Annotated in this window: 9 protein-coding genes; 5 read left to right on the top strand and 4 right to left on the bottom strand. The window is 64.8% G+C overall.

Annotation, left to right across the window (positions count from 1 at the left end; translation table 11 throughout):
- Positions 1 to 83 precede the first annotated feature (83 nt).
- A complete protein-coding gene (locus C1D09_RS31065; RefSeq protein WP_143977767.1) occupies positions 84 to 2,885 on the bottom strand; it encodes a [protein-PII] uridylyltransferase in 2,802 nt (933 codons plus the stop codon).
- A 90-nt stretch (positions 2,886 to 2,975) separates the two neighbouring features.
- Positions 2,976 to 3,773, bottom strand: a complete 798-nt coding sequence (locus tag C1D09_RS31060; protein ID WP_143977766.1) for a glycosyltransferase family 25 protein — start codon at positions 3,771 to 3,773, stop codon at positions 2,976 to 2,978.
- Positions 3,774 to 4,197: 424 nt separating this feature from the next.
- Between C1D09_RS31060 and C1D09_RS31055 the strand changes: the two genes are divergently transcribed.
- The 3 genes from C1D09_RS31055 (at position 4,198) to C1D09_RS31045 (ending at position 8,089) form a co-directional block, all read left to right on the top strand.
- Entirely contained in the window at positions 4,198 to 6,717 is a 2,520-nt protein-coding gene (locus tag C1D09_RS31055; RefSeq protein WP_143977765.1) for a heavy metal translocating P-type ATPase, read from the top strand.
- 43 nt (positions 6,718 to 6,760) lie between these two features.
- A complete protein-coding gene (copM, locus tag C1D09_RS31050) occupies positions 6,761 to 7,153 on the top strand; it encodes a CopM family metallochaperone (RefSeq protein WP_143977764.1) in 393 nt (130 codons plus the stop codon).
- A gap of 90 nt (positions 7,154 to 7,243) precedes the next feature.
- Positions 7,244 to 8,089, top strand: a complete 846-nt coding sequence (locus C1D09_RS31045) for an aldo/keto reductase (RefSeq protein WP_143977763.1) — start codon at positions 7,244 to 7,246, stop codon at positions 8,087 to 8,089.
- Here the strand turns inward: C1D09_RS31045 and mutS are convergent, their stop codons facing one another.
- The gene (gene mutS, locus C1D09_RS31040; protein WP_143977762.1) at positions 8,090 to 10,819 is read right to left on the bottom strand and encodes a DNA mismatch repair protein MutS; all 2,730 of its coding nucleotides are present in this window, start codon (positions 10,817 to 10,819) and stop codon (positions 8,090 to 8,092) included.
- Positions 10,820 to 11,034: 215 nt separating this feature from the next.
- On the opposite strand from mutS, the gene C1D09_RS31035 reads away from it, so the two are divergent.
- A complete protein-coding gene (locus C1D09_RS31035) occupies positions 11,035 to 13,314 on the top strand; it encodes an NADP-dependent malic enzyme (protein ID WP_143977761.1) in 2,280 nt (759 codons plus the stop codon).
- 175 nt (positions 13,315 to 13,489) lie between these two features.
- A complete protein-coding gene (locus tag C1D09_RS31030) occupies positions 13,490 to 14,575 on the top strand; it encodes a GGDEF domain-containing protein (RefSeq protein ID WP_143977760.1) in 1,086 nt (361 codons plus the stop codon).
- A gap of 130 nt (positions 14,576 to 14,705) precedes the next feature.
- Here the strand turns inward: C1D09_RS31030 and C1D09_RS31025 are convergent, their stop codons facing one another.
- On the bottom strand, positions 14,706 to 15,398 hold the full coding sequence (locus C1D09_RS31025; protein WP_143977759.1) for an antitoxin Xre/MbcA/ParS-like domain-containing protein: 693 nt from the start codon (positions 15,396 to 15,398) through the stop codon (positions 14,706 to 14,708).
- Between the last annotated feature and the right edge of the window lie 90 nt (positions 15,399 to 15,488).

Below are 15,488 nucleotides of genomic sequence, written 5' to 3'. Positions count from 1 at the left end.
GTTGGAGCGAAAAGGTACAGCGGTTCGCCGCTTCCACGATGCGGTGAACAGCTCTGGAGAGTGGGACAAGGTGGGGATGGCAGTCACTCGGCGGCCGCCTTGGCCTTGCCGCCGCGTTCGGGCGAGATGCCTTCGAGCGTTGCCATCAGCCGGTTGCGGATGGTGGCGATGCGGGTCGGGCTGTCGATCTTCTGGCCGGTGAGGTCCGTGACATAGAAGGTGTCGATGACCTTTTCGCCAAAAGTGGTGATGTGTGCCGATGCGATGTCGAGCGACAGGTCGGACAGCGTGCCGGTGATCTCCGACAGCAGGCCCGGGCGGTCGAGCCCCTCGACCTCGATGACCGAAAACCGGTTTGAGAGCGTATTGCGGATTTCGGCGCGTGGCGGGATCTTGAACACCTTGGCGCCGCGCTTTGGCTTGGTGCGCTTCTCGATCATCTCCGGCAGCCAGCTCTTGCCCGACAGCACGTCCTCGATCAGCCGGCCGACGCGCTCGGCACGCCGGCGTTCGTCCTCGTCACGGTCGAATTCCCGCGAAATCAGGATGGTGTCGAGCGCGCGGCCGTCAGCGGTGGTGAAGATTTGCGCGTCGACGATATTGCCGCCGGCGCCGACGCATGCCCCGGCAATGACCGAGAGAAGACGGGGATGGTCCTGCGCCAGAACGGTGATTTCGGTCACCGCCTCGAACTGGTGGGTCTTGACCATGGTGGCGAGCTTCTTGCCGGCGTCGTCGGCCTCGCGGACGAATTCGGCGTGGCGCAGCTGATCCGGCAGGTCGACGGTCAGCAGGTAGTTCTCATAATGCAGCCCGACATAGCGCTTGCGGGCCTTGTCGGACCAGTCGGCGAGCGCTTCGGCGAGGCGTTCGCGCGCCGCCGCGGTGCGCTGTGCGCGCGACACTTCCGAGAAACCGCCGGTCAGCAGCAGTTCCGTCTCGTAATAGAGCGTGCGCAGCAATTGGCCCTTCCAGCCGTTCCACACACCCGGTCCGACACCCCTGATGTCGCAGACCGTGAGGATCAACAGCAGCTTCAGCCGCTCGACCGACTGCACGATCGAGGCGAAATCCTCGATGGTCTTGCGGTCATTGAGGTCGCGGGTCTGCGCCGTCATCGACATGACGAGATGGTTCTCGACCAGCCAGGAGACGGTTTCCGTGTCCGCCGCCGACAGGCCCATATGCGGGCAGATGCGCCGTGCGATGCGGGCGCCGGCCTCGGAATGATCTTCCGGCCTGCCCTTGGCGATGTCGTGCAGCAAGACGGCGACATAAAGCGCCTCGCGGCTCTTCTTCAGGCCGGGCATCAGCGAATGCGACAGCGGATGCACCTTTTCGCCGTCGCCGCGCTCGATCTCGGCCAACACGCCGATGCAGCGGATCAGGTGCTCGTCGACCGTGTAGTGGTGATACAAAGAGAACTGCATCATGGCGACGATCTTGCCGAAATCGGGGATCAGCCTGCCCAGCAGCCCCGCCTCGTTCATGCGCCGCAGATTGAGTTCGGCATTGCGGTCGGAGGTCAATATGTCGAGGAACAGCCGGTTGGCCTCTTCGTCGCGCCGCAGCGATTTGTTGACCAGGCCGAGCGAGCGGGTGAGCAGCTTCAGCGCATCGGGGTGGAATTCCAGCCCGTGCTTGTCGGCGAACCAGAACAGCCTGAGCAGGTTGACTGGATCGCGCTCGAACACCTGATCGTCGGCGATGTTGATGCGGTGGTTGTCGACAATGAAATCGGAAGTGCCGGCGAGCTTACGCTTGCGGCGCTGGAAGGTGAGGAAGATGCGATTGAAGCCGGGAACGTGCTTGGCCTGTTCCTCCTCGAGCGCCGCGCAAAAGATGCGGGTCAGGTCGCCGACATCCTTGGCGACGAGGAAATAGTGCTTCATGAAGCGCTCGACCGCCGACAGGCCGGGATGGGTGGTGTAGCCGAGCCGCTCGGCGATCTCGCGCTGGATGTCGAAATGCAGCCGCTCCTCGGCCTTGCCGGTGAGGAAATGCATGTGGCAGCGCACCGCCCACAGGAAATCCTCGGCCTTCTGGAACTCGCGGTATTCGGCCTCGGTGAAGACGCCCTTTTCGACCAGCTCCTCGCCGGTGCGCACCCGGTAGAAGTACTTGCCGATCCAGAACAGCGTCTGCAGGTCGCGCAGGCCGCCCTTGCCGTCCTTGACGTTGGGCTCGACCAGATAGCGGCTCTCGCCGGCCTTGGCGTGGCGCTCGTCGCGCTCCGCGAGCTTGGCCTGCACATATTCCGGGCCGGTCGTGCGCACCACCTCGTGGTCGAAGCGCAGCATCAGCTCGTCATAAAGCTTGCGTTCGCCCCACAGGAAGCGCGCTTCCAGGATCGAGGTGCGGATGGTGATGTCGGTGCGCGACAGCCGCAGGCACTCATCGATGTTGCGGGTGGCGTGGCCGACCTTCAAGCCGAGATCCCACAGCATGTAGAGCATGTATTCGACGGTCTGTTCGCCCCATGGCGTCTGCTTGTAGGGCAAGAGGAACAGAAGATCGATGTCGGATCCCGGCGCCAGCGTGCCGCGGCCATAGCCGCCGACCGCCACGACGGCCATGCGTTCGGCCGACGAAGGGTTCTTCACCCGGTAAACATGCGTCGCCGCGAAATCGTAAAGCGCCCGGATGAGCTCATCCATTAGATGCGACAATCGCTCGGCGCAGGCATTGCCGCCGCCATCCTCCTTCAGCATGGCCGCGGCAATCTTTCGGCCTTCGGCGAGCCGGGCCTTGAGAAGCTGCAGGACGCCGGCGCGGGCGGCGGGCCCCGAACCGTCACCCGCCGTGGTCGTCGTCAGCGCGGTCATCTCGCTGCGCAAGGCTTCGCCGTCGATCAGTTCATCCAGCTTCAGGGAGATTTTCGCCATCGGTATCAGTCGGCCTTGCCATTTGGGCGGCGTCTATAGCGTGTTTTCGCGGCGCTGGGTATGGGGCCTGCTGGCGGCCGGGCAAGCGACCTAATCCGATGCCTCGACCGAATCGAGGGGGACGACGATCCGTTGCCGGAATCTGCAGAAATCGGCGATCCACCGTGCGGTTCGCCCGGCCTCTCTGCTGATTCTCACGGTCATCGGCTTCCTCTGCCTTGTCATAAGCCCGCTCGCGGTCCGCGCGGCATCGCGTTCCTGGTCAAGCAGGCTTGGCAGCCTGCCGTCGACGAATTGATCCTGAGCGCAGAGCGCCGGAACAAGTTGGTAGATGGTCTTGCCGGCCGACATGATGGGGTTGAAGATCAGGTCATCGACAGCAATGTTGGCGTGCGTCGTTGCCTCCAGAAAATCGCGCGCCGTTCGACGCGACAGCAGATAACCGCCGGCCCCCGGATGGCCCTTGCGAAGCCGGACCACCGAAAAACCATGTCCGGCAGGGGTCCTCTTCCTCTGGATCACGGTTCTGGAGAAGAACGTCTCGAGCTTCACCACATCGGCGTCCGCCGGCACCCAACTCGTATCGCCCAGCAACGCCCCGGCCTTGCTTGAGAACACCATGTCGTCTTCGAACACGGCGCCGTATGGGGCCTCGTCATGCGCAATGATCGTCCAGCAGGCTCGATGACTGTGCAGGCAGGCGATTTCGCTGCCGGAGAGCGGCCGGGTAGCGTGTATTGCGTGCTGCGGCTGCAGCATCAGGTCGGGGTTCTCCTTGGCATCGATCCCTGCGACCCGCTCGAACCCAATGCTGACGCGGGCGAATTCCCTCGACATGTGGGCAAGCCGCTCGGGAGATCGATCGAGGTTTATGACCAGACGCTTCATTTTCACGAGCTATTTTTTCGAAACCCTTGCTTCCACGGAACCGGCGGGAACCGCCAAGCATCGCCGGAGCCTTCTAGCACGGGTGACGTTATGGTTTGTTGATCTTTTCTGGCGTGAATATCATGCCGCAAGGGAAGAGCCAACGCGGAGCCGACTCCCAAGGCCAGCGTGATTTCCCGGGATTGCCCTGAGATTGCGCGCGATGTCGGAGCGCCGGATTGAAGACGAGATCATCGGCCACGTGCGGGCCCGTGCGGACGCGTCGAGGACGTCGCGTGCCATCTGCCTCGACATGATGTGGCCGCCGGTCACGGGGCGAGCGACCAATGCCCGCTGGAAGCGAAAAAATCGGAACAGCCCTTGACCTTCCAGTTACTGGAAGCACTACCTCCTCGATCAGGCACAGGCAGTAGAGGCATTTGCAATGACGCACCCAGACCATGACCATCGCGGCGATCACCACGCACATGGCCCGCACGGGAGTTGTTGCGCGCCCAAGAGCGCCGATGCAGCAGCCGTTTTGCGCGATCCGGTTTGCGGCATGACCGTGGATCCAGCCGCCGGCAAGCCGACATCGGTGCATGACGGCCGTCTCTATCATTTCTGCAGCGAGCGCTGCCGTTCGAAATTCCAGGCCGAGCCGGAACAATACCTCACGACCACCGACCCCGTCTGTGGCATGAGCGTCGACCGCGCCGCAGCCAGGCACTTCGTGCGCCATGAAGGCCAGGGCTTCTATTTCTGTTCCGCCGGCTGCCAGGCGAAATTCGAGGCGGCACCGCGGACTTATCTCGGCGACAGACCGGCACCGCCGCCCGCGCCCAAGGGCACGCAGTACACCTGCCCGATGCATCCCGAAATCATCCGCGACAAGCCCGGCTCCTGCCCGATCTGCGGCATGGCGCTTGAGCCGATGGGCGTACCATCGGGCGATGAAGGGCCAAATCCCGAACTGGTCGATTTCACCAGGCGGTTGTGGGTCAGCGCGGTCCTGTCGATCCCGCTTCTGATCATCGCGATGGCGCCGATGGTCGGCTTGTCGGTCGAAGGCTGGGTCGATGATCGCACGAAGGTCTGGATCGAATTGCTTCTGGCAAGCCCGGTGGTGCTCTGGGCCGCTTTTCCCTTCTTCCACCGTGGCTGGGAGTCTGTCCTCAACCGCAGCCCCAACATGTGGACGCTGATTTCGCTGGGCGTCGGCGCGGCCTACCTCTACAGCGTCGTCGCCACCCTGTTTCCGGACATCTTCCCGCATCAGTTCCGCGGCCATGGCGGTGCGGTGCCCGTCTATTTCGAGGCCGCCGCCGTCATCGTCGCGCTGGTCTTCCTTGGCCAGGTGCTGGAACTGCGTGCCCGCGAAAAGACCGGGTCGGCGATCCGAGCCTTGCTCGATCTGGCGCCGAAGACGGCGCGTCGCATGGCCGAGGACGGTTCCGAGACCGATGTGCCGCTGGACAGCGTCGAGGCTGGCGATCGCCTGCGTATCCGGCCCGGTGATGCGGTGCCGGTCGACGGCACGGTGCTCGAAGGCCGCTCCTCCGTCGACGAATCGATGATCACGGGCGAGCCGCTGCCGGTCGAAAAGGCCGTGGGCGACGCTCTCACCGGCGGCACGCTCAACAGGCAAGGCTCGCTGATCATGCGCGCCGAACGGATCGGCGCCGAGACCACGCTGGCACGCATCGTCGAACTCGTCGCCAAGGCACAGCGCTCGCGCGCGCCGATCCAGGGCCTGGCCGACCGCGTTTCCTTCTACTTTGTCCCGGCTGTAGTCCTTGTCGCCGCCGTGGCCTTCATCGCCTGGGCGGTCTTCGGCCCCGAGCCCAGCCTGATCTTCGCCATCGTCTCGGCGGTCTCTGTGCTGATCATCGCCTGTCCCTGTGCGCTTGGCCTCGCCACCCCGATGTCGATCATGACCGCCACCGGGCGCGGGGCGCATGCCGGCGTGCTGATCAAGGAAGCCGCCGCGCTCGAACGCTTCGCCTCCGTCGACACGCTGATCGTCGACAAGACCGGCACGCTGACCGAGGGGCGGCCCAAATTGACGGATGTCGTCGCGGCAAAAGGCTTTTCCGAAGACGAATTGCTGGGGCACGCGGCGAGCCTGGAGAAGGGCTCGGAACATCCGCTGGCCGAGGCCATCGTCGAGGGCGCAGCGGCGCGCGGAGCGGCCGTCGCAGACGCCGGCGATTTCGAGGCGGTTACCGGCAAGGGTGTTTCCGGCACGGTGTCGGGCAAGGCCGTCGCGCTCGGCAATGCCGCGATGATGGGCGATCTCGGCGTCGATGTTTCCTTCCTTGCGGCCAGCGCGGAAGCGCTGCAGGGCGACGGCAAGACGGCGATGTTCGTCGCCGTCGGCGGTAGACTGGCCGGCATCGTCGCCGTCGCCGATCCCATCAAGGCGACCACCGCCGAGGCGATCAAGGCGCTGCATGACAGCGGCCTCAGGATCATCATGGCGACCGGCGACAATGAGCGCACCGCCAACGCAATCGCCAAAAGCCTCGGCATCGACGAGGTTCGCGCCGGGCTGTTGCCGGAACAGAAGGCAGCCCTGGTCGAGGAACTGCGCGGCAGGGGCGCCGGTGTCGCCATGGCCGGCGACGGCGTCAACGATGCGCCGGCCTTGGCCAGCGCCGACGTCGGCATCGCCATGGGCACCGGCGCCGATGTCGCGGTCGAAAGCGCCGGCATCACCTTGGTCAAGGGCGACCTCAACGGCATCGTCCGCGCCCGCACCCTGGCCCAGGCGACGATCGGCAACATCCGCCAGAACCTGTTCTTCGCCTTCCTGTACAATGTCCTTGGCGTGCCGGTCGCCGCGGGCGTGCTCTATCCGATTACCGGCATGCTTTTGTCGCCGATGCTCGCGGCGGCGGCGATGAGCCTGTCTTCCGTCTCGGTCATTGCCAACGCATTGCGGCTGCGGACGTTGAAACTCTGATCCAAACCCCCAAATACGAAATCCAAGCAACCGGAGACCATGAATGACCTTGGCCAAGAAACTCGTGCTTTTGCTGATGGCGGCCGGAATGCTGCTCGCCGTCTTCCTCGAAAGCGTTTCGGCGCAGAGCGAAGAGATGAAACACGACATGGCTGGCATGTCGATGGGAGCGCAAAGCCCTTCGACCGAAGGCTACAAGGCGGCGATGGACAAGATGCATGCCGACATGATGGCGTCGCAATACACCGGCAATGCCGACGTCGATTTCGTCCGCGGCATGATCCCGCACCACCAGGGCGCCATCGACATGGCCAAGGTCGAGCTTGCCAACGGCAAGGACCCGGAAATCCGCAAGCTCGCCGAAGGCGTCATCGCCGCGCAGGAAGCCGAGATCAAGCAGATGCAGGACTGGCTTGCCGCGCATCCGGTTAAGTGAGCCTTTCGCCACGGGGAGATTCGGGCGGGAACGCCTCTTGGTTTTTCTCGCCCGCCCTGTGATGCGATTCGGCCTCGAAAGGAGCCTGCCATGCCATCTACCGTCAGAACCACCACGCTGCCCTCTGGCGAAGCCGTTCAGGTGCTCGGCCAGGGCACGTGGAAGATGGGTGAGGATTCGCGCCGCCGTGCCGACGAGGTCAAGGCCCTCAAACTCGGCCTCGACCTTGGCCTCACGTTGATCGACACCGCCGAAATGTATGCCAGCGGCGGCGCCGAGGAAGTGGTGGCGGAAGCCATTGCCGGGCACCGCGCCGAGGTCTTCGTGGTCTCGAAAGTTCTGCCATCGAACGCTTCGCGCGCCGGCGTTCGGCGCGCCTGCGAGAACAGCCTCAAGCGCCTGCGCACCGACCGCATCGATCTCTACCTTCTGCATTGGCCGGGCAGCGTGCCTTTGGCCGAGACGATCGAAGCCTTCGAGGCCTTGAGGAAGGCCGGCAAGATCCGCCATTGGGGCGTCAGCAATTTCGACACCGAGGACATGGAGGACCTGGCCGGCTTGCCCGACGGCGGCAACGTCCAGACCAACCAGGTGCTTTATAACCTGGTCCGGCGCGGCCTCGAATTCGATCTGGCGCCCTGGAGCCGCAAGCGCGGCATCCCCTTGATGGCCTATTCGCCGGTCGAGCAGGGCGCGCTGGCGCGCAATGCAAGGCTCGATGTCGTCGCCGCTCGCCACAATGCGAACGCGGCGCAAATCGCCCTGGCCTGGGTGATGCATCGGGAGGGCGTCATCGCCATTCCGAAGGCCAGCAGCCAGGAACACGTCCGCCAGAATTTTGCGGCGCTGGACATCGAGCTTACGGCTGAGGATCTCGCCGATCTCGACCGTGCGTTCCCGCCACCAACGCGCAAGCGCGGCCTGGAGATGATCTGACTACTGCCCCGCCAGTACCTTCAGCCGGTAAAGCGCTTCCAGAGCTTCCCGTGGGGTCATCTCGTCCGGATTGATGGCGCCGAGGGCGGCGCCGAGCGCATCGCTCTTCACCGGCTTCGGCGCCTCCCGCTTCACCGCCACGGAAAACAGCGGCAGGTCGTCGACCAGCCGGTTGGTCTTGCCGGAAACCTCGCCTTCCTCCAGTTGGTGCAGCACCTGCTTGGCCCGGTCGACGACCGCCTCCGGCAGGCCGGCGAGCCGCGCCACCTGCACGCCATAGGAGCGGTCGGCGGCACCCTTGCCGACCTCGTGCAGGAAGACGACGTCGCCTTCCCATTCCTTGACCCGCATGGTGACGTTGTGGAGCCGCGCCAGCTTGCCGGCGAGCGAGGTCATTTCGTGGAAATGGGTGGCAAAGATCGCCCGGCAGCGGTTCTTCTCATGCAGGTATTCCACTGCCGCCCATGCGATCGACAGGCCGTCGAAGGTGGCGGTGCCGCGGCCGATCTCGTCGAGGATCACCAGCGCCCGTTCGCCGGCCTGGTTGAGGATCGCCGCCGTCTCGACCATCTCGACCATGAATGTCGAGCGGCCGCGCGCCAGATCGTCGGAGGCGCCGACGCGCGAGAACAGCCGGTCGACCACGCCGATATGGGCCGATGTAGCCGGCACGAAGGAACCGGTCTGGGCCAGGATGGCGATCAGCGCGTTTTGCCGCAGGAACGTCGATTTACCGCCCATGTTCGGACCGGTCAGCAGCCAGATCGCGCCGTTCTTGGCGTTGCCTTCCGGCGACAGGTCGCAGTCATTGGCGACGAACGGTCCCTCTCCGGAACGGCGCAAGGCCTGCTCGACCACCGGATGACGGCCGCCTGATATCTCGAAGGCGAGGCTCGAATCCACAACCGGCCGGCACCAGGCCTCGCTTTCCGAAAGCAGCGCAAGTGCCGCCGAGACATCGAGCGCCGCCAGCGCGTCGGCACCGGCACGGATCTTCTCCGCCTCGCTGACGGCTTGCGCCGTCAGCGCATCGAAGGCTGTGAGCTCGATGCCGAGCGCCCGGTCCGCGGCATTGGCGATCTTGGTCTCGAGTTCGGCAAGCTCGGTCGTGGTGAAGCGCATGGCGTTGGCCATGGTCTGGCGGTGGATGAAGCGCGCCTTGGCGCCATCGCCGCCGGTCATGACCGCATGGTGGTTGGCGGTCACTTCGATGTAGTACCCCAGCACGTTGTTGTGCCGGATCTTCAGCGAACGGATGCCGGTCTCCTCGATCAGCGAGCGCTCCAGCCCGGCGATCACTTTGCGCGATTCGTCGCGCAGCGCCCGCATCTCGTCGAGTTCCGGGTGATAGCCGCCGCGCAGGAAGCCGCCGTCGCGCTTGAGCAGCGGCAATTCCTCGCTGAGCGCCTGCGTCAGATGTTGGGCAAGCGCCCTCGGCAGCGCCTGGATGGCGGCCATCGCCTCCGCCAGTTCCTGGGGCAGGGCGGTTGCGGCGAAGATCTCGACGATGGCGCCGGCTGCCTCGAAACCGGCACGCACTGCGCCGAGGTCGCGCGGGCCGCCACGGTTGAGCGCCAGCCGCGACAGCGCGCGCGGCATGTCGGCGACGCTTTTCAGGCTCGTCCGTACCGCCTGGCAAAGCCGGGTTTCGGAGCGGAAGAACGACACCGAATCCAAGCGCGCGCCGATCGCCGCCGGGTCGGTCAGCGGCGCCATCAGTCGATCGGCGAGCAGCCTTGCACCGCCGCCAGTCACCGTGCGGTCGATCGCCTTGAACAGCGAGCCCTCGCGACTGCCGGACAGCGTGCGCAAAAGTTCGAGATTGCCGCGCGTCGCCGGATCGATGAACAGGGTCGAGCCCTGCTCCTCGCGCTCGGGTCGCGACAATGGCGGGCGCTCGGCTTTTTGCGTCTTCTCGACATAGGCGATGGCGCCCGAGATCGCCGACAGTTCGGCACGCGAAAACGTGCCAAAACTGTCCGGCGTCGCCACCTCGAAGAAGCGGGCGATGCGCCCGGTGGCCGAGGTCGAATCGAACAGCGATGGCGGCTGCGGATTGGCGACGCGGCCGAGCACGTCGAACACCGGCCTCAGCTCGGGATCATGGAACACCGGCTCGGCGACGATCAATTCCCGCGGATCGACACGGAAGATGTCGGCCAGCAGCCGGTCGGCGGTGGTCTCGGCAACGCGGAACGCGCCGGTCGAGATGTCGATCCAGGCAATTGCGAAGGAATGGTCGCTGCCCCCCTTCACCCGCCCCAGCGCCATCAGGAAGCTCGATTCCGATGGCGCCAGCAACTTGTCCTCGGTGATGGTGCCCGGCGTTACCAGCCGCACCACGTCGCGGCGCACCACCGATTTGGAGCCGCGCTTCTTGGCCTCGGCCGGATCCTCGATCTGCTCGCAGACGGCGACGCGGAATCCCTGGCCGATCAGCTTCTGCAGATAGTCGTCGGCCGCATGCACCGGCACGCCGCACATCGGGATATCGTGGCCCTGGTGCTTGCCGCGCTTGGTCAGGACGATGCCTAGCGCCCGGCTCGCCTTTTCGGCATCGTCGAAGAACAGCTCGTAGAAATCGCCCATGCGGTAGAACAAGAGCGAATCCGGGTTCGCCGCCTTGATCTCGATGAACTGCTCCATCATCGGCGTGACGGCGGCCGTGCCGGGCTGCGACGGCGTCATCACCTCGGGAGCGTCGGGCTCATTGGCTATGTGCATGTTCATGGCGCGGCACGCTAGCAGATGTAGTGGCCGGGTTTAATGCCGGGGCTTCGAAAAGCAGGGGAAGACCGAGGCGATCGTTTGCACGCAATTGCCCTTCGGCCTGCGATTCCCGCGCACTGGCGGTTTACACATGGCGGCGCGTGGTCTTAATTCGGACCGAAACAAAGCACCCGCTTCAAGGAGGTGCTGCACCCGGTGAGGAAATCAAAAGCATCATGGCCAGGAAAACCGAGAACAACGGTCCGTCCGTCAGCGCGCAGGAAGCGCTCGAATTCCATGCGATGGGCCGACCCGGTAAGCTGGAGATCGTCGCCACCAAGCCGATGACGACGCAGCGCGATCTGAGCCTCGCCTATTCGCCAGGCGTCGCCGTGCCGGTGCGCGCCATCGCCGAGGACCCCAGCCGCGCGTTCGACTACACGACGCGTGGCAACATGGTCGCCGTCATCTCCAACGGCACCGCCATCCTTGGCCTCGGCAATCTCGGCGCCCTGGCCTCCAAGCCGGTGATGGAAGGCAAGGCGGTGCTGTTCAAGCGCTTCGCCGATGTCGATTCCATCGACCTCGAGGTCGATACCGAGGATGCCGACGAATTCATCAACTGCGTGCGCTTCCTCGGCCCTTCCTTCGGCGGCATCAACCTCGAAGACATCAAGGCGCCGGAATGCTTCATCATCGAGCAACGCCTGCGCGAACTGATGGACATCCCGGTCTTCCACGACGACCAGCACGGCACCGCCATCATCTCCGCCGCCGGGCTGATCAACGCGCTGGAGATCACCGGCCGCGACATGAAGACCACGAAGATGGTCTGCAACGGCGCCGGTGCCGCCGGCATCGCCTGCATCGAACTGATGAAGGCGATGGGCTTCGCGCCCGAAAACATCATCCTGTGCGACACCAAGGGCGTGGTCTTCCAGGGCCGCACCGAAGGCATGAACCAGTGGAAGTCGGCGCATGCGGTGAAGACCGAGGCGCGCAGCCTCGCCGAGGCACTCGACGGCGCCGACGTCTTCCTCGGCCTCTCGGCCAAGGGCGCGCTGACCACCGCCATGGTGCAGTCGATGGGCAAGAACCCTATCATCTTCGCCATGGCCAATCCCGATCCGGAAATCACGCCGGAGGAAGTGGCCGAGATCCGCACCGACGCCATCATGGCGACCGGGCGTTCGGACTATCCGAACCAAGTCAACAACGTGCTTGGTTTCCCCTACATTTTCCGCGGCGCGCTGGATGTGCGGGCGACCACCATCAATGACGACATGAAGATAGCCGCGGCCCGCGCGCTGGCGGAACTGGCGCGCCAGGACGTGCCCGACGACGTCGCCGCCGCCTATCAGGGCAACCGGCCGAAATTCGGCCCCAACTACATCATCCCAGTGCCGTTCGACCCGCGGCTCATCTCGGCCATTCCGCTGGCGGTGGCCAAGGCAGCCATGGAGTCGGGTGTCGCCCGCAAGCCGATCCTCGATCTTGACCGCTATGCGCAGGAACTGTCGGCCCGCCGCGACCCGATCGCTTCCACCCTGCAGCGCATCTACGATCGCGTGCGCCGCCAGCCCAAGCGCATCGTCTTCGCCGAGGGTGAGGAGGAGCAGGTGATGCGCGCCGCCGTCTCCTATGTGAACCAGCGCCTCGGCACCGCCATCCTGCTTGGCCGTGACGATGTCATCAAGGAAAACGCCAAGCTCGCCGGCATCGACCTCAACAAGCGAGGCATCGAGATCATCAATGCAAGGCTGTCGCGCCGCAACGGCATCTACACCGACTATCTCTACGAGCGCATGCAGCGCAAAGGCTTCCTGTTCCGCGACTGCCAGCGCCTGATCAACAACGACCGCAACCATTTCGCCGCCTGCATGGTGGCGCTGGGCGACGCCGACGGCATCGTCACCGGCGTCACCCGCAACTATTCCACCGCGCTCGACGACATCCGCCGTGTCATCGACGCCAAGCCCGGCCACCGCGTCATCGGCGTCTCGATCGTCCTCGCGCGCGGCAAAACCGTGCTGGTCGCCGACACCGCCGTGCACGACATGCCCAATGCCGAGCAGATCGCCGACATCGCCGAGGAAGCGGCAGGCTTCGCCCGTCGCATGGGCTATGAGCCGAGGCTCGCCATGCTCGCCTATTCCACCTTCGGCCACCCGCAAGGAGAGCGCTCCGAGCGTGTCCAGGAGGCCGTGCGCATCCTCGACAAACGCCGTGTCGATTTCGAATATGACGGCGAAATGGCGGCCGATGTCGCGCTCAACGCCCGCGCCATGGCGCAATACCCGTTCATCCGCCTGACCGGGCCGGCCAATGTGCTGATCATGCCGGCCTTCCACTCGGCGTCCATCTCGACCAAGATGCTGCAGGAACTCGGCGGCTCGACGGTCATCGGCCCGCTCCTGGTCGGTCTGAACAAGCCGGTGCAGATCGTCTCGCTGAACGCCAAGGATTCGGACATCGTGAACATGGCGGCGATCGCGGCTTACACGGCGGGGACTTGAGGGCGGTCCGCGTCGAAGGCGGAAGCCAACGACCTGGCTCATCGAACGCGGCGGCTCGAAACGCCGCCGGCTCACCATAACAGATTGATAAGATTCAGCTGATATACGGAAGCTCTTGCCGACATGCCGTGACGGCATCCACGGCGCGCTCAGACCGCCAAATGGGGGTGCGGCCATGAAGCATGACGGAGTTCCCGTATCCGCGGTCGGCGCAGTGGTCCACCACGACGAACGGCTGGACGCTTTGCTCAGCATCACCGGCCGCATGGACGGTTATCTCTACCGCTGCCGCAACGACGCGTCCTACACCATGCTCTATATCAGCGACGGCATCTTCACCGTCAGCGGTTATCGGCCGAGCGATTTCATCCACAACGCGGTGCGCGACTATGTCTCGGCCATCCACCCGGACGACCTGCCGTCGGTCTATGCCGCCGTCGACGCCGCGCTCGAGGCGCGCCGCAATTGGAACGTCGACTATCGCATCGTGCCGAAGGCCGGCGAACCGCTCTGGGTCCGCGAGATCGGCGGCGGTGTCTGGGACAAAGCCGGCGAACTCGAATTTCTGGAGGGCTTCGTCGTCGACATCAGCGACCGCAAGGTCGTCGAGGACCTCAACGCCCAGCTGGTCCTGGATCTGAAGACCGCCAACGAGGAACTCTCCGCGCAAAAGCGCGAGATCGAGGTGGCGAAGCGGCAAAGTGATCATTCGGCCAACCACGATGCCTTGACCGACCTGCCCAACCGGCGTGCCTTCCACAACGAGATCAAATCGGTCGTCGCCCGCTGCGGCGCCACCGGCGAGGCGGCCGGGCTGCTGTTCATCGACCTCGACCGGTTCAAGGAAGTCAATGACACGCTCGGCCACGAGGCCGGCGATGCGCTGCTGCAGCGTGTGTCGAGCCAGCTTCGCGCGATCCTGCGCAGCGCCGATTTCGTTGCCCGGCTCGGCGGCGATGAGTTCGCCTTCCTGTTCTCGGCCGACACCGAGCTGGCACGGCAGAAGGCCGTGCGCGTGGCCGAACGCATCCTGGAAAGGTTGCGGATCAAGGTGCCCACACCCAATGGCGCCATCCAGGTCGGTTGTACGGTCGGCGTGGCCATGTATCCGGCGGAAGCCGACGATTGCGACGCGCTGATCGCGCTTGCCGACCGGTTGATGTATATCGGCAAAAAGAGCGGCCGCAACCGGCTGGTCACCGCCAGCGAAATGCCGCCGCAACAGCCGTCGCCCAGGCCCCGCCTTCGCAAGACGGCGTAGAGCGTTTGTTTTGACGCAATTCCCAAGGGAAAGCGCCACGCGCTTTTCCCGGGAAAAACAGATCACACTTTTCCCGGCCATCAGCGCGAACCATGCCGACCCCGAAATCAGAGGGTTGACCGTGCTGGCTTCAGCCCGGCGCGAACGCCCGTGCCGCTTCGACCACTTCCTCGATCTGGTCCTGCCGCAGCAAGTCGATCGGAATGCGGCCGTCGAGTTGTGTTGCCGGGCGCGTCAGCCAGAGCCAGGTCAGTCGCGGATTGCCGATCAGCGACTGCACGTTGCTTATGCCCGCGACCGGCCTGCCGTCGACGAATTGCGCCAGCGGGAAAACGTGCTTGCGGCCGCCCTTGCGCAAGGCGATGACATCGCCGCGCCTTTGCCAGCGGTGCAGGGTCGAGCGGGCGATGCGCAGGTTCTCTTCCAGATAGGTCGAGCCGGCGACACGGCCGGCCCAGTCCTCGATCAGCATCGATTCGAGGTCACCGGACCGTGGCGGCGCGGCCAGCGTTTCATCGGCCGGCAAAGCCGTCGGCATATCGGTGGCGCCGGCCTGGCTGCGGCGCGCGGCTTCCGCCGCCAGCGCGCGCACGAATTTCGAGGCAAGGCCGGGAAGGTCGGCATGGATGGCGTCGATGGCGCGCTGGTGCTTCGGCGATAGCAAGGTGACGGCGGACGCTATGCTGCCGGCGATCTTGCCGACCGAGACCACGGTGGACTGGTTTATGGCCTCGTCATAATGGGCAAGCGCGCGCTCGACGTCTTCCGCGACCATCTCCGCGAAGTCGTCCTGTCCAAGACCGGTTGTCTGAAATCTGCTCATGCACATGTCTTCCGGCCGCGCGCTCCTCCCTCAGCCGCGACCGATTGCTGAATTCCTACTGCGGAAAATGGATATCATGGCGGCGACGGG

The sequence above is a fragment of the Mesorhizobium intechi genome, from assembly GCF_002879535.1.
GTDB classification, from domain to species: domain Bacteria; phylum Pseudomonadota; class Alphaproteobacteria; order Rhizobiales; family Rhizobiaceae; genus Mesorhizobium; species Mesorhizobium intechi.
The sequence above is the reverse complement of the archived record's forward strand: the minus strand, read 5'-3'. Positions and strand labels throughout refer to the sequence as shown.

Bases quoted from the DNA above. Each gene is read 5' to 3' on its own strand.
- C1D09_RS31060 (WP_143977766.1), bottom strand. From the start codon at position 3,773: ATGAAGCGTCTGGTCATAAACCTCGATCGATCTCCCGAGCGGCTTGCC.
- C1D09_RS31035 (WP_143977761.1), top strand. From the start codon at position 11,035: ATGGCCAGGAAAACCGAGAACAACGGTCCGTCCGTCAGCGCGCAGGAA.
- mutS (WP_143977762.1), bottom strand. From the start codon at position 10,819: ATGAACATGCACATAGCCAATGAGCCCGACGCTCCCGAGGTGATGACG.
- C1D09_RS31045 (WP_143977763.1), top strand. From the start codon at position 7,244: ATGCCATCTACCGTCAGAACCACCACGCTGCCCTCTGGCGAAGCCGTT.
- copM (WP_143977764.1), top strand. From the start codon at position 6,761: ATGACCTTGGCCAAGAAACTCGTGCTTTTGCTGATGGCGGCCGGAATG.
- C1D09_RS31055 (WP_143977765.1), top strand. From the start codon at position 4,198: ATGACGCACCCAGACCATGACCATCGCGGCGATCACCACGCACATGGC.
- C1D09_RS31065 (WP_143977767.1), bottom strand. From the start codon at position 2,885: ATGGCGAAAATCTCCCTGAAGCTGGATGAACTGATCGACGGCGAAGCC.
- C1D09_RS31030 (WP_143977760.1), top strand. From the start codon at position 13,490: ATGAAGCATGACGGAGTTCCCGTATCCGCGGTCGGCGCAGTGGTCCAC.
- C1D09_RS31025 (WP_143977759.1), bottom strand. From the start codon at position 15,398: ATGAGCAGATTTCAGACAACCGGTCTTGGACAGGACGACTTCGCGGAG.